Below are 16,093 nucleotides of genomic sequence, written 5' to 3'. Positions count from 1 at the left end.
TGGATCTATTGGGGCTGCTGCGCAGCCCAGCGCGGGGCAAGCCCGCTCACCACAAAACGCTCGACCTTCACAGTAGGGACGTTCAGTCAGGTATGCGAGTCGTCGATCACCTTCGGCACCGTAAACCGGAACTCACTCCCCCGACCCACTTCGCTTTCGGCAACGATCTTGCCGCCGTGGGCCTGGACGATACCTTGCGTGATATATAGCCCCAGCCCGCTGCCGGTCGGATTGTTTTCCGTCTGGGTCCAGTAACGGTCAAACACGTGCGGCAGTTGTTCCGGTGCAATGCCTTCGCCGGAGTCGCGCACGGAGAACACAATTTCTTCGCCATTGCTCATGGCGCTGATGCCGATGTTGCCCTGGCGCGGAGTGAACTTGATCGCGTTGCCGATCAGGTTCGACAGCACCTGGAACAGACGTTCCGGGTCGGCATTGATCTGCAGGCCCGGCTCGGCGTTGAAAGACAGGTCGATGCCCTTATCCATCGCCAGCGGTGCCAGCAGGGAATAGGCTTCCTCGAAGATCTGGGTCACGTCGAGTGCCACCGGCTTGACCACATACCGCCCGGCCTCGATTTTCGAGGTGTCGAGCAAGTCTTCCAGCAGTACGTTCATGCGCCCGGCGGCCTGTTGCATGGTGTCGATAGCCGAGGAAATCCGTCGCGAGGTATGTGGGCCATCGGAGCTGAAGGCCTTTTGCATCATGCCGCACAGCATCGAGATCACCGTCATCGGGTTACGCAGGTCGTGGGACACCACCGCCACCAGTTCATCACGCGCACGCACGGCCTGTTGCTCGCGCAGCACCTGGCGCGCCAGATCGTTTTCCAGGGCCGAGCGGCGCAGGTCGTTGGCGGCAAAGTGGTCGCCGTGGCTCCACTTGGTGGAGATGCCGGCCATTTCCACTTTCCAGATTTCAAACGAGGTGCGTGGGCGAAGGCGCAGGCCGGCGTCAGAGTTTTCCAGGTCCAGCGGTTTTTTCGGGTCGCCGCTCCAGTTAATGTTCTCCTTCACTTCCGGGCGGAACCACAGCACACCGTTGTCCACAGGCTTAGGCAGGCTCATGGCCAATACGCCACTGGCCACTTGTTGGAACTCAGCGGCCGGTGGGTAAACCGACACCAGGTTATGGCTGGAAAACACCGGCTCACCGCGCCCTTGCAGCCACTTGTGCAAGGCACGGATCTGCGCCGGTTCCGGGCAGTTGCCGTAGCGGTGCAGTTGTTTGTCTTCGATGATCGCCACGCCGCCGGACAGGGTCAGGTCCATCAGCAACTGCGGTTGCTGGGCCAGGCCGTCGAATACGTTCTCTGCCGAGCGCTTCATCGCTTGGTCGAGCAACGCCAGGGCCTCGACTTTCTCTTCGCGCTGGCGGCTCAGGTCCAGAGCCTCCATGGCGCTGATCTGCAGCGACAGTACTTGGCCGATGGTCTGGCAGGCAGTGCGCAAGTCGTTCGGCACCAGCAGTGGCTCGCGGTTACCGCAACTTATCAGGCCCCAGAGTTTGTCGCCCTTCATCAGCGAGATGCTCATGGACGACAACACGCCCATGTTCTGCATGTACTGACAGTGGATCGGCGACACGCTGCGCAGGGTGGCAAAGCTCAGATCCAGCGGCTGGCCGTTGTCCGGGCGCAGCTTGGGCAACAGCGGAACCGGCTCGTAGGCTGCGTTCGGGATGATACGTAGCCAGTTGGTGCGGTACAGCTCGCGGGCCTGCTCCGGGATGTCGGACGCGGGGAAGAACAACCCGTTGAACAGCTCCATGGACGGCGCCGACGCTTCGGCGATCACCTGGCCGTGGCCTTCGTCTTCGAAGCGGTAGATCAGCACGCGGTCGTAGCCGGTCATGGCCTGGATTTCAGTCACGCTGATTTCGTACAGCGCTTGCAGGGTTTTCGCCGACTGCAAACGTTGCAGCATCTTGCCCAGGTCACTGGTGCGCCCGTTCAGTGCCCGTGGACGGAAGTCTTTGAGACGCGGCTCGAATTCCAGCACCAGCACATTCTGATGGCGGTGCAGCAGGCCTTCGAACTCTGCGCCGTTAAAGGAAACGTGCAGCGGCGGCGCGTCAAAAAACGTGTTGTTTTCGGCCATGGCGGCAACGGCCTGGGCGTGCTCGGCGCCCACCAGCGTGTGCAGCGGCTGGCCCAGCAGCGCCTCGGGCGCATGGCCGAACAAGCTGCCCACGTTGGCGCTGACCTGGATGATATTCAGCTCGGGCTCGGACAATGTCAGCAGCACGCCATGGGGCTGGATCGCCCCCGGGAAGCGAATCGGCTCGTCGGCACAGTTGGCAAGCAGCTCTTCAAAATCTTCGGGTTTCATAGCAGTACCTCCTGGCTGTCGAGCCATTGCTCAAAGCAGCGGAATGTCGAACGGGCTGCCTCTACCGCGCGCTGTTTGGCGGGGGCATCCAGCGGCAGGCGGCCCAAGAAATCGAGAAAGTCTTTCCAGCGTCGACCGGTCTCGGCGCCGTATACATTGAGAAACGCCCCACCGTTGTCGGCATTGACGTCCAGGCGCTGGGCCATTTCCCGGCGCAGCAATTGGCCGCCGAGGGTCGCGCCTTCCAGCACGTACAGAGCTCCGAGGCAGGCGGCGGGGGTGTCGAGGTTCGGCAGTTCGGCGCAGCGGGGCAGGGCGCCGATGGCCTGTTCATTCAGGCCCAGTGCATCGAGATCGTGAACTAGCGTCGGCGTTTTCGTACGTAACCCTTGGTCGAAGCCCTCAGGTATCAAATCGCATTCGTACAACGCCGCTTCCATCGGCCCATAAAACCCGTAGTACGCCTCAAGCAAGCGCTGATACCAATCGGCATCCAGGCGCTCAGAGAAAAACGGCAGGCGCTTTTCCAACGCCACATGCAGCAGGGCCGTGCCTGTGCGCAACGTTTCCAACAAAGAGGGCGCACCAACGTCAGGGGCCTGTGAATGCATTCAATGAGCTCGAACTGTGGGCCTCTCGGCCATGAATGACGCGTTTTAATGGGCGACAATTCTACACAACTCAAGGCAGGCAGCTGTACGCACAAGGCGAAAAGGCTGACCAGCGGATCAGAAAAGTCGCTCCTTGCTTCATCAATGACCACAGCGCCCGCCATGAAGTTCGGTTCGAGTGATATTGAAGCGCTATCAATGCATGGATAAACCTTGCTGGGTGAGCGCCGTTTGCACACATTGGATCAAATGTTCGGAGCTCCAGGGCTTGGGCAGGAACCGCACCGAGCCGCCCAATTGTGCCGCCAGCTTCGTATTACCCGAGGTCAACACCACTGGTACCGTCGGCCAACGATGCGCCACCACCTTGCTCAGGTCATAGCCATTGAGCAAACCCGGCATCTGGATATCGCTGACAATCAGGTCCACCGGATCGTCGCCCCGCTCCAGGTAAATCATTCCTTCATCCGCCGAAGGAAACGACGTCACCACCGCGCCGAATTCCTCAAGCACATCCACCATCAACGCCCGAATGATTTCGTCGTCTTCCAATACCAAAATCGATGGCTGAGCCATGATCCTTACTCCACCATCAGGGTTCATAGAGGTGGAGTAGAACACAGCTGCTTAGGTTCGATTGGATGTGTATGAAGCGATGGATGGTCATTCAGAGGGTCTAGGTTGCGTATTTGCGTGAGGCTGCGGCAGGATAGCGGCGCTCTGTACCCCCAAGGACTGAACTGTGATCGACCCCGCTATCGGCAACCGCATGATCAAAGTCGACCACGCCGGCGAACATGGCGCGATCTGCATCTACAGCGGCCAACTGTTTATGGCCCGCCTGTTCGCCCCTGGCATGGTGGCCGAACTCCAGGAATTCCTCTCCCACGAACGCCGCCATCGCGCCATGTTCCAGGCCGAATTGCAACGTCGCCACTACCGACGCTGCCGCAGCTATTGGCTCTGCGGCCTCGGCGGGCTGGTGCTGGGGTTGCTCACCGGGCTGTGCGGTCGCAAGGCTATCGTCGCCACCACGGTGGCGGTTGAAAGCGTGGTGCTCAAGCACCTGGCCCATCAACTGCATACGCTGCGGGATATTGACCCGCTGGCGGTGGCGACGATTGCCTCGATCGTCGAGGAAGAACAACACCACCATGACCACTCGGCGGCGCAGATCGATGTGCGCGACCCCTGGTTCCGTGCGCTTACCCCGGTGGTCACCGCGTGGACCGAAACGGTGATCTGGATGGGCATGCGTTCCTGACAAACAGGCATAATCGCCTGCTACACCCGCTGTGGAGTCTGCCATGAAGTACGCCCTGTTCACCCTCGCCCTGGCCCTTAACGCAAGCCCCGTGTTGGCGGCCGGCGACGCCGTGGCGGGCGGTAAACTCTTCACCAAGACCTGCGGCGGCTGCCACAGCATCGGCGAAGGCGCGCGCGGCGGCTTCGGGCCAGAGCTCAATGGCATCATCGGCCGGCCCGCCGGGACGACCACGGACTATCAATATTCCGACGCGATGAAAAACTCCGGTGTGGTCTGGACCCGCGACAAGCTCGCCGCCTATATCGAAGCGCCGAAGAAGGTGGTGAGTGGCACGCGGATGATTTTTTGGGGCATCAGCGACCAGGACAAGATTGCCGACATCCTGGCCTACCTCGAAACTTTCCAGCCCCAATAATCACTCTCGTACGTTTCTGAACAGCATCAACCGTGCGCTCTCATGCAGCCCTCGGGTCAAGGCCTGCAAACGTTGAAACTCTTCGGAGTGCTGCGTGGCCACGTCCTCTCGCGGGGTGGGTGAGGCCAAGTCGTGCAGGGTCGGCGAGCTGCCGTCGTGTTGCATCTGCAGCAGGAAGTGCCGGGTGACGCCGCCGATGATCGGGAAGGTGCCCTCGCGCAACACCAGGGGTACCACGCGTTCGCCTTCGGGCGCCGGCTGCTGGATATCACGACCCATCGCGCCATTGCGAAACGGTATGCCCGCCATGCCGGCGACGGTGGGCAAAAGGTCCGCCAGGCCCACAGCCTCCTCGATCACCCGGGGGGCCAGGCCAGGGGCGTGGATCAGCAACGGTACGTTATTGCTCTCCAAACCCAGTTGCTCAAAGGCCGGCGCCATGTGCGGGATCTGGCTGATGCGCGTGTTGTGGTCGCCGAAGAACACGAAAATGCTGTTGTCGTACCAGCCGCCGGCCTTGGCGATTTCCATCAGGCGGCCGATGTTGTAGTCCAGCAATTGCACCGCGTTGTACTGCTCGACGCTGCGCGAGCCGGCGGCCTGGACGTGCTCCAGGGAGACGTCCTTCACCTGGAAACCGTCGTTTTGCTTGGGGATGGTAAACGGGCGATGGTTGCCGGAGGTTTGCAGGTAGGCGAAGAACGGTTGGTCTTTCGGGACCGCGCGCAGCAACGCGTCACCTTCCTTGAACAGGTCCAGGTCGGAAATGCCCCACACATCCACCCGTGGTGAACGCCAGTGGCGTTCTTCATACAACTGCACACCGTCGATGCTCTGACGAATCAACGCGTTGATATTCGCCCAGCCGGCATTGCCGCCGATCATGTAGAACTTCTGGTAACCCTCGAAGGCGTTGATCAGCGTGTGCTGGCGCGTGATCAGCGGGTTGCGCGTGGCAGTCTCCTGGCGGGTCACGTCCGGCACGCCGCTGATGCTCGCCCACACGGTCTTGGCAGTGCCGGTGACAGGCACATAGAAGTGTTTGAAGAACCAGCTCTGGGTGGCCAGTTTGTCCAGGTTCGGCGTGGGGTTGAGCGGGTTGCCGTAGGCGCCTACGGCGCTGGTGCCAAGGGATTCGAGCATCACGAAGACCACATTGGGCGGGCGCTCGCCCGCCAGGCGATACGGCTGCACGCTCTGGCTGCGAATAAAGTTGAGTTGCTGCGCATCAGGTTGGTCGACTCCCAGGTAGTCGGCGATCTGCGGGTAATGCTTGCGCACCTGGGCTTCATCGAACTGCGACTGGCCGACTTTGAGGGTGTCGTACAAAAACAGCACCGGGTTCAGCCCCACCGCGGCGACTTGACTGTTGCCGGAAAAGAACGCATCACTCCAGCGCAGGGGGACCGGGTTTTCCAGATTGAGATGGGCGACGCGGCCGAGCAGCGCCAGCAGCACGCTGACCACTGCAATGGCGGAAACGGCGACCAAGGACAGCTTGCCGCTGGCGCTGGGCGCACGGTCGAGTGTCAATCGTTCGAGACAGACGAGCGCCCAGACCCACAGCGCCACCGCCGCTAGCCAGCAGGCAGTTATCCACAGCACTGGGTAGGTTTCCCACACCATCTGTTGTGAAATCTGTGCGTCTTGCAGGTAGCGCAGCACCGTCGCATTGATGCGTACGCCGAGGTAGGCGTAATGGCCGAAGTCGATGATGTACACCAGGCCGACCAATGCCAGCGCCACCGTCAGATACCCGCGTGCCAGCCAGCGCAGGGCCGGCAGGGTGATGAGGTTCCAGCGCGGCAGCCATGCCAGCACGGCCAGCGGCAGCAGGACCAGCACCGCCAGGCGCAGGTCGAACCGCAGGCCGATGCCCAGGGTTTCCAGCAGGGCCGGGGTACTGAAATCAAGGCCGGAAAAACCCAGCACAAACACCAGCCGCAACGCCGCCAGCAGCACAAACACCAACCCGATCGCGCCCACGCCGTAGCGCAGGCGGCGTGATTGCAACGCACTCATCCTATTTCCCATTCTCTAAAACAACACAAATCCAATGTGGGAGGGGGCTTGCTCCCGATGGCGGTGGTTCAGCGCCGGATGTGCTGGCTGCCACGCCGCCATCCAGAGCAAGCCACCTCCCACAGTTTGAACTTCATCAGTCCAGCGACCACGCAGTAAGCCGCCAACAGCGGATCGACCAGATAGTCCCAATAGTTTTCCGACGCCTTGAGCCGCAGCGCGAACGCCAGCGTGCCCACCGCCAACATCCACACCGCCAGCGAGTTGCGCAGCCACAGCATCACCAGTGCCGCCACGGCCACCAGCACAATCATCGGGCGAGGGTTGAAGCCCCAGCGATAAGGATCGACATAGGTCAGGCCCAAGGTGGCGGGGTACAGCAACAGGCTCAGCAGCCCAAACAGCAGCAGCATCTGTACCTGCTGGGGTCGATCCAGCGCCCGCACCACACCCAGCCGGCACAACCCCACCCACGCCAGCAACACCAAGGTGCTGATCGCCAAGTCATCGGTAAAACTGCGCACATAAGCCGCCAACGGCAGCGCATTGACCGGGATAAAACTCACCGCCACCAGCACCGGTAGCAACCATGGCCGCCACGCTGCGGTGAAGCGCAGCGCGCTCAGCGCCACGAAACCCAGCAACACAAAACTCAAATGGGCCTGCCACACAGCAACCATTACAGACGCTCCGCCAGCCAGGCTTCGTTGAAGCTGACATGCTTGATAAAGGTGTTATTCCACGAGTACACCAGGTGGTACATGCCGTCCGGGCTGCGGCTGAAATACGGGTATTCGTATTCGAAATCGCAGCCCTGGGGTTTGCACACGCGGTAGTCGAGGTTACTGAGGAAGCGCTGCTCCAGCGGCAGGCGCCGGGCACCGCTGGAGGCGCGGAAGCCTTCGCCGATGATTGCTTTATAGGCCTCGGGCGAAAACGGTTCGCCAAGTGGGTCGGGTGACTGGTCCAGTTCCACCACGGTGCGCCACTGTGTGAGCTGTGCGTCGGTGCCATACAGGCTGAGCTTGAAGCGACCGTCCTCCAAGTCATTGAGAGCCACCAGCAAACCATCATCCTGCGTGCCCACCGCCGCCAGCGATGAATTGGGGTTGGCTGGCGCCAGCGGGTACGGCTCGCTCCAGGTCTGCCCGGCGTCTTCGGTGCGGCTGGCCAGCACGCGGTGGTGGGTGTCGCCGGCGTAACGCAACATCGCCACGGCGCGCAGGCCATCCTGCGGCACGATGGTCGGTTGCAGGGAGTGCTTGCCGCGGCTGATGCGGAATTTGTCGATCACCGCCCCGTCGGCGCTCAAGTACAGGTACTCGGCAAACTTGCCCATGAACTCGTGATACACCGGCAGCCCTATGGAACCATCGGCATGGAACACCGGCGCGGCGCGCACCAGCGTGCTGATGTTGAAGAACGGCGACGTCACCAGTTGCCGTGGTGCCGACCAACTGGCGCCCAAGTCATCGGACACCATCACGTTGATTGCACTGGCAGCCCAGCCCCCCACCGACACCGACACATAAAACATCCACAGGCGCTGGTCCGGCGCCAGGGCAATCACCGGGTTACCGAGCTTGCGGATATAGCGCTGCGTGCCGTCGCGGGTGCTTTCCCGTGTGGCCAGTACCTGCTCGGTGCCCCATTCTCCGGTGTGGGCGTCAAAGCGCGCGGTACGCACTTGCACATCGGCGGCGCCTTCGCGGGAACCGGCGAACCACACCGCCATCAAGTCGCCACCGGGCAGGGCGGTGACGGACGAGGAATGCACAAAGTCGGTGAGCTGTGTCGATACAAACCGGCTGGTGTACTGCGGAGCCGATGCCACTTTGGCGGTGTTCGGGCTCACCTGGGCAAACGGTGCCAGTACATGGGGCGGATGGCTTTGCCAGGCGGCGAAAAACACCGCTAGCAGGCCGACGATCAGAAGGACGGAGCGCATAGGGAACCTGTAGGTCAAAAAATCACGGCGCACGTTCATCCGGCAGGCGCTTCCTGCGACCGGTGAGCATGGATAACGGCAGGTTGTCCCGCACCTGGAGGCTTTCAACGATCGCTGCCAGCACATGCACGCAGACCAGGCCCAGAAGCACATTGGCGGCAGTCTCGTGGATTTGCAGCGGCCAATCGGCACCCCACAAAGCGTCGACCTCCTGCATCAGAAAACCGCTGATACCCAGGGTCAGCAGCGCCAGCAACATCAATAGCATCACCAGCGCGCCTATAGGGGAATGGCCGAGGCGATGCTGTGGCCGACCGCTGAGCAGCGAGCGTAGGTGGGCATTCAGGCGTCGTGGCGTCGGCCAGAAGTCCGCCCATTGGGCGCTACGCGGTCCGACAAATCCCCACACCCCACGTACCAGCAACCAGGCCATGGCGTAGTAGCCCAGCCAGACATGCCAGTCGTCGCCTGCTTCGTTAAAGAAGTAATTGGCGACAAAGACCCCGGCGATAGAGCCATGAAACAGCCTCACCAACGGGTCCCACAGGCGCAGGGATTCGCCTGGCATCAGCCTTTGATCTCGGTCTTCACGGCTTTGCCGGTGACCGGGTCGTGGTAGATCTCGACCTTGCGCTTGTCTTTGTCAAAGCCATAGATCTCGTAGCAGTTGCCGTCGGTGACCTTGAACTTGCTGATGGTGTAGCCTTCGGCCTTGAGCTTGTCCTGGAAGGCTTTTTCGTCTTGCCATTGTGAGCGTTCGGCGGTGGTGCACTGTGGGCCGGCGACGGCCAGGGGGCTGGCGAGAATCAGGGACAGCAGGAGAATTTTGCGCATGGAAAAGCTCTCAGCAAACGTAGGAGTTTGCACAGTGCAAAACCAACCTTAGTGCAAGCTTACTTGGCAACGAGCCGTAACATCTTTGCCGAGGGTGCGCCGGTGAAACCCGGCATGATTTCGCCGTTTCCTACAGAGAATCCGTAATGCGCCTACTCCTTGTCGAAGATGACCGTGCCCTCGGCCAGGGTATTCGCGTGGCCCTGGGCGCCGAAGGCTACACCCTTGACTGGCTGCAAGATGGCGTTGCCGCCCTGCATGCCCTGCGCACGGAATCGTTCGACCTGCTGCTGCTCGATCTCGGCTTGCCACGCCTCGACGGCCTCGACCTGTTGCAGCAACTGCGCGCCGAGCAGCACGACGTGCCGGTGCTGATCCTCACCGCCCGCGACGGCACCGCCGAACGCATCGCCGGCCTGGATGCGGGCGCCGACGACTACCTGGTCAAACCCTTCGATGTGGAAGAGCTCAAGGCTCGCGTACGTGCGTTGTTGCGCCGCAGCCAGGGCCGCGCGCAACCGCTGCTGGAACACGCCGGCATCAGCCTCGACCCGGCCACCCAGCAAGTGCGCTACCAGGACGCTGACATCATCGTCACCCCCATGGAATACCAACTGCTGCACCAACTGATGGTGCGCCCCGGCAAGGTCGTGACCCGCGAGCGGCTGTCCCGCGCGTTGTATGGCTGGCAGGACCGGGTCGAGAGCAACACGTTGGAAGTACTGATTCATAACCTGCGTAAAAAGTTATCCACCGAATTGATCCGCACCGTACGCGGTGTCGGCTATGTGCTGGTACTCACCGCATGACCTCGGTTCGCGCGCGCATCCTCATCCCGGTGTTGGTGTTGATCCTGTTGGGCGATGCCTTGATCAGCTGGTTGGTCCTGCGCGACAGCCACCACGAAATCGAAGAAGTCTACGACGCCCAACTCGCCCAGAGTGCGCGCCTGCTGCAAGGCGTGCTGCGCCAGCGTGACCCTGGGGACGCGGGTTGGGAGCGGTTGTACCAGGCGTTCGACCAGGCCATGAGCCGAGTCGGCGAGGATGGCGTGGCCCACCCCTATGAAACCCGCCTGACCTTCCAGGTCTGGAACAGCGCGGGGGAGTTGCTGGTGCGCTCTGCCGAAGCGCCGGTGCTGGCGGCTCCACCGACCACCCTGGGCTCCCACGACCTGATGGACAACGGCAACGACTGGTGCGCCTTCCTTCTCGCCGATCCGCAACAGGGCGTGTTGATCTGGGTGGGCGAGCGCGACGACATCCGTCAGGACGTGATCCAGCGCATCATGCGCCACACCCTGTGGCCCACGCTGATCGGCGTGCCGCTGCTGACGGTGCTGATCTGGCTGGTGATCGGCTGGGGCTTTAAACCGCTGCGCGCCATGGTGTTGTCGATTCGTGGACGCAATACTGAAACCTTGCAACCGCTGCACCTCAACCCACTGCCGACCGACCTGGAACCCATGCAAACCGCGCTGAACCGGCTGCTGGTCCAAGTGGATGACCTGCTCGACCGCGAACGCCGCTTCATCGCCGACGCCGCCCATGAACTGCGCACGCCCCTGGCGATCCTGCGCATTCACGCGCAGAACGCGCAAAGCGCCGTCACTGAAGAACAGCGCCGCGAAGCCTTGGATTTTCTAGTCAATGGCGTCGACCGCGCTACCCGTATTGGTAGCCAGTTACTGACCATGGCGCGCATCGAACCCCAGTTGCACAACCCCGTGTGCGGCCGTGTGCACCTGACGGAGCTGGTGCGCGAAGAACTCGCCGAATTGACCCCGCTGGCCATGGAAAAAGGCGTAGAGCTGGTGCTCGAAGGCAATGAAGACTGCTGGGTCGAAACCGAGCCCGTGGCGCTGGCGATTGCGCTGCAAAACCTGGTGACCAATGCGCTTAACTTTTCACCTGCGGGCAGTGAAGTGACAGTCGTGATGGGGGCTCATTGTTTGAGTGTGAAAGACCGGGGCCCGGGGATTGATGAGGCACAAATGGAGCGCCTGTTCGAACGGTTCTACAGCCGGGGCAATGCCAATGGCGCGGGCTTGGGGTTGGCGATTGTGCAGATGATCGTCGGCAAGATCGGCTGTCGGTTGGCACTGCATAACCGCAAGCAGGGTGGGTTGTGCGCGCGGTTGGTGTTTGAGCGCGCCTGAACGGCGGTACCGCTCATCCCTCCTGAAGCGGAACAATCCGTTTAAATTCGGGTCCAGTCATCACACTCTTCTCCGATAAGGACATCCCCCGTGAAGCGAATTGCGCTGCTCTCCATCGCCCTGGCCCTGGGCGCCTGCCAATCCAACCAACGCGACTCATCGCCCAGCCTGCTCAAGGACGGTATTCAGTTTCGCCAGAAAACCGTGGCTGTGGATGCGGAACACGCCAAAGTCATCATGAAGTCCAGTGGCGGCACTCCCGCCGTCGACTTCTCGATCAGCCGCGAAGGCGACCCTGACCCACGCATGGAAGCCCTCGGCACCGTGATGGACACCGGCGAAGGCAAGGTCTTCAACTGGATCGCCAAGCTCAACCAGACCGTGGCCAGTGCGGGCTTCAAGCGTTTCCCACAACTGGAAATCCAGGCCGACCCCGGCAAGAAACTTACTGTATCGGGTTACGCGAACGACACCCGCACCGGTTACTACTACACCTGCGGGCCGATGATGAATACGTTCAGCCCGGAGAAGGCAAAGGTGTATCTGGTGGAATTCCAATTCAAGGGCTCGGGGTGTGAGCAGCATGTGTATGACGTGACGGACCCGGCGAATCGGGTACCGGTGGCTGAGGCGGGGAGCGGGGTTAAGTCGGGTTGAGGGTTAGCCGTTGTGTGGTAGACCCTGCGGGAATACCACACCGTTGAAGGTTTGGGTGCAGCAGCTGCAGTCGGGTTTCATCTGCTCGGGCGTCAGCTGTGGGTTGACCTTTTGCAGCAGTCCGCCTTCGTCGATATACAAGCCGCTGTAGTAGCTGTTTTCATCCGTTCTCACGTAATCCTGCTTGTCGCTTTCATGTTGCGCGACCATCCAGAACACCGGCTCCGGACGATCCAGGCGGGCGTTGGCTTCGCTGAACACCTGGTCCCATGGGGGGCTTTGGACAGGAGAAAGCGGAATAGCGGGGTGTAATCAAAGCCATGCCGTTGATGGCTATGCATCGAACCGCGGTTTGATTGTTTGTCTTTTTCGCTTTTGGTGTGCCGCTCATACCGGTAGGCGCGACAACTGCCGTGGCGCAGGCCATGGGTTCGGGTGTTGACTGAGCGGTAGAGGAGGGGTTTTTGCGATGTGGGTTTCATTGCATCACGACGCCTTTTTGGATTGTTTTGGAGGCGGTGGCCAGGCGCCTTGGTAGCGGAAGGAGATTTGGTAGTCGAGGCGGTTGGGTTGGATCACGTGCTGGAAGTACGGCTGAATTAGCGTTATCCAATTGGGTTGGACGTTGAATACGTCGGCATATATCGCGGTCTCTTCGCTTAAGCCCAATGCTTCAAAAATACTGTCTGGGTCTGCGATATCCGCTGAGTATTCATCCGCTTTCAAGTCATTGCTGTGCTTTTCGTACCATCGCAGTCTGATTTTCATCACCATTTTCAGAATTCCTCTTTATCTATAAATTCGACGTTTCGGGTCCGCCGGTCCTCGACGCTCGGCGGTATAAGGATCAAATGCACCGAGGTGTTCCAAGTCACTTTTTCGATAGACTTCCAGCTCGGCTTTCTTGGAATCCCATTCAAATATTCTTTTTCCTTTTGCGTCTATCCAACGTTCGCGTAAGCCAACGCCCCCTCTTCTTGGCGTCACAGGCCTTTGCGGAATCAGACCAGGGAAGCCTGTTATATCTTCGGCTTTGAGGGCTGGGAAGTAGTCATGGTCTGGGTTTCTGAGCCCTTTCCTTGGCTTGTTGACCACCACATACAGCGGCCGAACCCCCGACTCCACCGGGAACACCAGAATAAAATCCCGATACTCCGGTGGATAAATCGGGTTCACCAGAATCTGCGCGGCCTTCTCCGTCGGCGGATAAATCCAGATCACCGGCGCTTGCGGCGCAGCCTCCAATGGCGGAATCCCCAGCATGTCAGTGGGATCAAAGGCTGGCGTCCAGATCAGCTCCACACCCTCACCCAAATCCGCTACAAACTGATCGCTACGGTTTTGGAACTGCACCACATCAATCATCTGCCAATCGGCATGGTTGCCCGTGTAGAACCCATACCCCTTGAGCGTGCCGTCCGCGCGTTGCTCGATATGCAACCGCATCTGCGACCGCGCCCGTTGCATTGAGCGCAACTGCTCCTCGCTGTAGAGCGCGCTATCACCCAGCTCTGACGGCCAGGCCAGCGCCACCAAACCCGTCAGCAGGCCCCCGGCGACCGATCCAACGGCAGTTGCCGCCGACTCCCAAACCGCCGACCGCAACGCCAACTGGCCCAAGCCAGCGGGCAATGTGCTGCCGCCGATCTTGCGCAAGGCAACCGCGCCCCTGCTATCCACCTCACGCCCACCCAGCAGGCTTAAGTGGCCGTACTCCCTGATCAGCTCCAACGGCACATACCCGGCCGGGTTGAGGTAATGAGTGATGCCGTCAGGCAGTTGGCATGGCTTCATGAAGACGCAGCCGGGAGGTTTGGCTCGCGTAGGGGTTGGGGCAGGGGATGGCTCGAAAAAATCAACCGATGGCGAATACGGCGCACGCGATGGCTGCGGCGTCAGGATGCGTTGTTTGCGTAACTCTTCTTCGGTGGGTGGGTAAAAGCGTTCTGGCATGACGGGCTCACTTCCTTGTGCGAGGAGGTGAGCCTACGAGGGGGGAGCAATGGGAGGTATTAGCTTTGTTCGATGGCTGGTGTGGGAAAAGGCAACAGGTTGTCAGCGCTCTAGAAGGCGAGCGTTTGAGCTCCTTGGGGTTTAAGGCTGGGGTTTGATGGTGTGGGAGAGGGCCCTATCGGGGGCAAGCCCCCTCCCACATTTTGATTGGGGTACCGCCGTCTAAATCAATTGCCTGCCGATCAGGCCAGCAGATGCTTGGAAATCAACCGCGAGATTTCCACAATCGAAGTCTTGCCGGTAAATTCGAATTTCACTTTGCCCAGCGACGAAAAGTAAATCTCCAGCTCCGAATCCAGGTCAAACGTCCCGGACGTCTCCACCGAATACGCCACGATGTTTTTATACGGCAGCGACGTGAAATCCTTCTTGCTGCCGGTAATCCCCTGCACGTTCACCGCGATGATGCGCTTGGTGGTGAACACCACGCCGTCGCGCATGGCCTTGTAGGCGTCGACCACTTCTTCGCCGTCCAGCAGCAGGGCGGCGACGCGTTCGGCGTATTCGTTGTTTTGCTTGAGCTTGAAGAAGCCTTTGTTATTGAAGTCGATCATGTCCTGCCTCTTGGGTGTATGCCGTTTTGCTCGCGGATCTGTATCTAACGCGCGCATTTTGAACGCCCTACCATGGCGGCCAAGCCGACAACCTTGGCCAAATGTTTCACGTCGACAAAATAACACCCCAGGAGCCCAACAATGCCCGAACTGTCCAGTTGGCTGGCCTATGCGCTGATTTCACTCGGCATGGTGCTCACGCCCGGCCCGAACATGATTTACCTGATCTCCCGTTCGATTTGCCAGGGGCGCACGGCCGGGTTGATTTCCCTGGGCGGTGTTGCGTTGGGTTTTCTGGTTTATATGCTGTGCGCGGCCTTGGGGATCACGGCCCTGGTCATGGCGGTGCCGTTTGCCTATGACGCGCTGCGTTTCGGCGGCGCGCTGTACCTGGCGTACATGGCCTGGCAGGCGATCCGGCCGGGTGGGCGTTCGCCGTTCCAGGTGCGGGATTTGCCCAAGGACAGCCCGCGCAAGCTGTTCACCATGGGCCTGGTGACCAACCTGCTCAACCCCAAGGTGGCAGTGATGTATTTGTCGCTGCTGCCGCAGTTCATCGACCCGAACGGCCACGGCAGTGTGTTGACGCAATCCCTGGTGTTGGGCTTTACGCAGATTTTCATCAGCGTGAGCGTCAACGCGGTGATTGCCACCATGGCGGGGTCGATCGCGGTGTTTTTCGTCACTCGGCCCAGTTGGCAGGTGGTGCAGCGCTGGTTGATGGGCTCGGTGTTGATGGGGTTGGCGGTGCGGATGGCGGTGGAAGGGCGACGGTAAACTGAGCGTTACAGGATCGCCTTCAGGTAAACCTTGAGTGTGTTGAGCGGAGCATTGAGTTCATCGAGTGTCGACGCTTGGCGTGCGTCCAGCGCCAGCCGTTGCAGCTCGCGACCCATCACGGTTATGGCACCTCCCAAGGAATCGAGCGCTGGTTCCAGGCACTCATCGAGCTTCAACTGAATCCCCACCAAATCTCCCTGCCGCACCAACAACCCAAACACCTCGCGGTCGTGCCCAACCATCACCGGGTCATCACGCAAAACCGGGCTGCCGCCCTCGGTCTCATGCACCAGTTTGAGGGCGAACAACGCAACCGCTTCAAGCAACAATTCCATGGTCCCGCTACCTCCACTGGCGCGTCGTTCACTTTCCGACAGACGAAAAAAAAGACCTTGAATTTCAAGGTCTTTTTTTAAGATGGTGCCCCGAGGGAGACTCGAACTCCCACTCCTTTCGAAAACGGATTTTGAATCCGCCGCGTCTACCAATTCCGCCATCAGGGCT

The 16,093-nt window shown here is 60.5% G+C and carries 19 protein-coding genes and 1 tRNA gene; 6 read left to right on the top strand and 14 right to left on the bottom strand.

Annotated features, from left to right (window positions below; all coding sequences use genetic code 11):
• Nucleotides 1-86 precede the first annotated feature (86 nt).
• From BLR69_RS16155 to BLR69_RS16145, 3 genes are all read right to left on the bottom strand, one after another.
• A complete protein-coding gene (locus BLR69_RS16155; protein ID WP_071496413.1) occupies nucleotides 87-2,330 on the bottom strand; it encodes an ATP-binding protein in 2,244 nt (747 codons plus the stop codon).
• Entirely contained in the window at nucleotides 2,327-2,941 is a 615-nt protein-coding gene (locus BLR69_RS16150) for a biliverdin-producing heme oxygenase (RefSeq protein ID WP_071496414.1), read from the bottom strand. Before BLR69_RS16150 ends, BLR69_RS16155 begins: the two co-directional genes overlap by 4 nt.
• A 195-nt stretch (nucleotides 2,942-3,136) precedes the next feature.
• Nucleotides 3,137-3,517, bottom strand: a complete 381-nt coding sequence (locus tag BLR69_RS16145; RefSeq protein WP_071496415.1) for a response regulator — start codon at nucleotides 3,515-3,517, stop codon at nucleotides 3,137-3,139.
• A gap of 166 nt (nucleotides 3,518-3,683) precedes the next feature.
• Between BLR69_RS16145 and BLR69_RS16140 the strand changes: the two genes are divergently transcribed.
• Together BLR69_RS16140 and BLR69_RS16135 are read left to right on the top strand one after the other, a co-directional pair.
• Complete coding sequence (locus tag BLR69_RS16140) at nucleotides 3,684-4,205, top strand: demethoxyubiquinone hydroxylase family protein (protein WP_232000922.1); 522 nt, start codon at nucleotides 3,684-3,686, stop codon at nucleotides 4,203-4,205.
• 43 nt (nucleotides 4,206-4,248) lie between these two features.
• Entirely contained in the window at nucleotides 4,249-4,623 is a 375-nt protein-coding gene (locus BLR69_RS16135; RefSeq protein WP_071496416.1) for a c-type cytochrome, read from the top strand.
• Here the strand turns inward: BLR69_RS16135 and BLR69_RS16130 are convergent, their stop codons facing one another.
• The 5 genes from BLR69_RS16130 to BLR69_RS16110 form a co-directional block, all read right to left on the bottom strand.
• Complete coding sequence (locus tag BLR69_RS16130; protein ID WP_071496417.1) at nucleotides 4,624-6,645, bottom strand: LTA synthase family protein; 2,022 nt, start codon at nucleotides 6,643-6,645, stop codon at nucleotides 4,624-4,626.
• Between the two features lie 68 nt (nucleotides 6,646-6,713).
• The gene (locus BLR69_RS16125) at nucleotides 6,714-7,325 is read right to left on the bottom strand and encodes a hypothetical protein (RefSeq protein ID WP_071496418.1); all 612 of its coding nucleotides are present in this window, start codon (nucleotides 7,323-7,325) and stop codon (nucleotides 6,714-6,716) included.
• Nucleotides 7,325-8,593, bottom strand: coding sequence for a sialidase family protein (locus tag BLR69_RS16120; protein WP_071496598.1), 1,269 nt, complete (start codon nucleotides 8,591-8,593; stop codon nucleotides 7,325-7,327). Before BLR69_RS16120 ends, BLR69_RS16125 begins: the two co-directional genes overlap by 1 nt.
• A 22-nt stretch (nucleotides 8,594-8,615) precedes the next feature.
• Entirely contained in the window at nucleotides 8,616-9,161 is a 546-nt protein-coding gene (locus BLR69_RS16115) for a cytochrome b/b6 domain-containing protein (protein WP_071496419.1), read from the bottom strand.
• Nucleotides 9,161-9,427 carry a PepSY domain-containing protein gene (locus BLR69_RS16110; protein ID WP_015885790.1) on the bottom strand — a complete coding sequence of 89 codons (267 nt, stop codon included), beginning with the start codon at nucleotides 9,425-9,427 and terminating at the stop codon, nucleotides 9,161-9,163. The genes BLR69_RS16115 and BLR69_RS16110 overlap by 1 nt, the downstream gene beginning before the upstream one ends.
• Nucleotides 9,428-9,573: 146 nt before the next feature.
• Between BLR69_RS16110 and BLR69_RS16105 the strand changes: the two genes are divergently transcribed.
• The 3 genes from BLR69_RS16105 (at nucleotide 9,574) to BLR69_RS16095 (ending at nucleotide 12,242) form a co-directional block, all read left to right on the top strand.
• Nucleotides 9,574-10,236 carry a response regulator gene (locus BLR69_RS16105; RefSeq protein WP_071496420.1) on the top strand — a complete coding sequence of 221 codons (663 nt, stop codon included), beginning with the start codon at nucleotides 9,574-9,576 and terminating at the stop codon, nucleotides 10,234-10,236.
• The gene (locus BLR69_RS16100) at nucleotides 10,233-11,585 is read left to right on the top strand and encodes a sensor histidine kinase (RefSeq protein WP_071496421.1); all 1,353 of its coding nucleotides are present in this window, start codon (nucleotides 10,233-10,235) and stop codon (nucleotides 11,583-11,585) included. The genes BLR69_RS16105 and BLR69_RS16100 overlap by 4 nt, the downstream gene beginning before the upstream one ends.
• Nucleotides 11,586-11,675: 90 nt before the next feature.
• Nucleotides 11,676-12,242, top strand: coding sequence for a hypothetical protein (locus BLR69_RS16095; RefSeq protein WP_071496422.1), 567 nt, complete (start codon nucleotides 11,676-11,678; stop codon nucleotides 12,240-12,242).
• Between the two features lie 3 nt (nucleotides 12,243-12,245).
• Here the strand turns inward: BLR69_RS16095 and BLR69_RS31370 are convergent, their stop codons facing one another.
• From BLR69_RS31370 to BLR69_RS16075, 4 genes are all read right to left on the bottom strand, one after another.
• A complete protein-coding gene (locus BLR69_RS31370; protein ID WP_307635442.1) occupies nucleotides 12,246-12,503 on the bottom strand; it encodes a hypothetical protein in 258 nt (85 codons plus the stop codon).
• Between the two features lie 225 nt (nucleotides 12,504-12,728).
• Nucleotides 12,729-13,016, bottom strand: coding sequence for a colicin E3-like toxin immunity protein (locus tag BLR69_RS16085; protein WP_071496423.1), 288 nt, complete (start codon nucleotides 13,014-13,016; stop codon nucleotides 12,729-12,731).
• A 15-nt stretch (nucleotides 13,017-13,031) separates the two neighbouring features.
• Nucleotides 13,032-14,195, bottom strand: a complete 1,164-nt coding sequence (locus tag BLR69_RS16080; protein ID WP_071496424.1) for an S-type pyocin domain-containing protein — start codon at nucleotides 14,193-14,195, stop codon at nucleotides 13,032-13,034.
• Between the two features lie 242 nt (nucleotides 14,196-14,437).
• Nucleotides 14,438-14,809, bottom strand: a complete 372-nt coding sequence (locus BLR69_RS16075; RefSeq protein ID WP_071496425.1) for a PH domain-containing protein — start codon at nucleotides 14,807-14,809, stop codon at nucleotides 14,438-14,440.
• 141 nt (nucleotides 14,810-14,950) lie between these two features.
• On the opposite strand from BLR69_RS16075, the gene BLR69_RS16070 reads away from it, so the two are divergent.
• Nucleotides 14,951-15,586: a LysE family translocator gene (locus BLR69_RS16070; RefSeq protein WP_071496426.1), complete on the top strand. Its 636-nt coding sequence runs from the start codon at nucleotides 14,951-14,953 to the stop codon at nucleotides 15,584-15,586.
• 8 nt (nucleotides 15,587-15,594) lie between these two features.
• Here BLR69_RS16070 and BLR69_RS16065 read toward each other — a convergent pair whose 3' ends face one another.
• Together BLR69_RS16065 and BLR69_RS16060 are read right to left on the bottom strand one after the other, a co-directional pair.
• Entirely contained in the window at nucleotides 15,595-15,924 is a 330-nt protein-coding gene (locus BLR69_RS16065; protein ID WP_071496427.1) for a hypothetical protein, read from the bottom strand.
• 83 nt (nucleotides 15,925-16,007) lie between these two features.
• Nucleotides 16,008-16,092, bottom strand: a tRNA-Leu gene (locus BLR69_RS16060).
• Between the last annotated feature and the right edge of the window lies 1 nt (nucleotide 16,093).

Source organism: Pseudomonas azotoformans (assembly GCF_900103345.1).
GTDB lineage: Bacteria > Pseudomonadota > Gammaproteobacteria > Pseudomonadales > Pseudomonadaceae > Aquipseudomonas > Aquipseudomonas azotoformans.
This window is presented reverse-complemented; position numbering and strand designations above follow the sequence as displayed.

Excerpts from the sequence above, each read along its gene's own strand:
- BLR69_RS16155 (WP_071496413.1), bottom strand. The coding sequence starts at position 2,330 with ATGAAACCCGAAGATTTTGAAGAGCTGCTTGCCAACTGTGCCGACGAG.
- BLR69_RS16150 (WP_071496414.1), bottom strand. The coding sequence starts at position 2,941 with ATGCATTCACAGGCCCCTGACGTTGGTGCGCCCTCTTTGTTGGAAACG.
- BLR69_RS16145 (WP_071496415.1), bottom strand. The coding sequence starts at position 3,517 with ATGGCTCAGCCATCGATTTTGGTATTGGAAGACGACGAAATCATTCGG.
- BLR69_RS16135 (WP_071496416.1), top strand. The coding sequence starts at position 4,249 with ATGAAGTACGCCCTGTTCACCCTCGCCCTGGCCCTTAACGCAAGCCCC.
- BLR69_RS16130 (WP_071496417.1), bottom strand. The coding sequence starts at position 6,645 with ATGAGTGCGTTGCAATCACGCCGCCTGCGCTACGGCGTGGGCGCGATC.
- BLR69_RS16125 (WP_071496418.1), bottom strand. The coding sequence starts at position 7,325 with ATGGTTGCTGTGTGGCAGGCCCATTTGAGTTTTGTGTTGCTGGGTTTC.
- BLR69_RS16120 (WP_071496598.1), bottom strand. The coding sequence starts at position 8,593 with ATGCGCTCCGTCCTTCTGATCGTCGGCCTGCTAGCGGTGTTTTTCGCC.
- BLR69_RS16115 (WP_071496419.1), bottom strand. The coding sequence starts at position 9,161 with ATGCCAGGCGAATCCCTGCGCCTGTGGGACCCGTTGGTGAGGCTGTTT.
- BLR69_RS16110 (WP_015885790.1), bottom strand. The coding sequence starts at position 9,427 with ATGCGCAAAATTCTCCTGCTGTCCCTGATTCTCGCCAGCCCCCTGGCC.
- BLR69_RS16105 (WP_071496420.1), top strand. The coding sequence starts at position 9,574 with ATGCGCCTACTCCTTGTCGAAGATGACCGTGCCCTCGGCCAGGGTATT.
- BLR69_RS16100 (WP_071496421.1), top strand. The coding sequence starts at position 10,233 with ATGACCTCGGTTCGCGCGCGCATCCTCATCCCGGTGTTGGTGTTGATC.
- BLR69_RS16085 (WP_071496423.1), bottom strand. The coding sequence starts at position 13,016 with ATGGTGATGAAAATCAGACTGCGATGGTACGAAAAGCACAGCAATGAC.
- BLR69_RS16080 (WP_071496424.1), bottom strand. The coding sequence starts at position 14,195 with ATGCCAGAACGCTTTTACCCACCCACCGAAGAAGAGTTACGCAAACAA.
- BLR69_RS16075 (WP_071496425.1), bottom strand. The coding sequence starts at position 14,809 with ATGATCGACTTCAATAACAAAGGCTTCTTCAAGCTCAAGCAAAACAAC.
- BLR69_RS16070 (WP_071496426.1), top strand. The coding sequence starts at position 14,951 with ATGCCCGAACTGTCCAGTTGGCTGGCCTATGCGCTGATTTCACTCGGC.
- BLR69_RS16065 (WP_071496427.1), bottom strand. The coding sequence starts at position 15,924 with ATGGAATTGTTGCTTGAAGCGGTTGCGTTGTTCGCCCTCAAACTGGTG.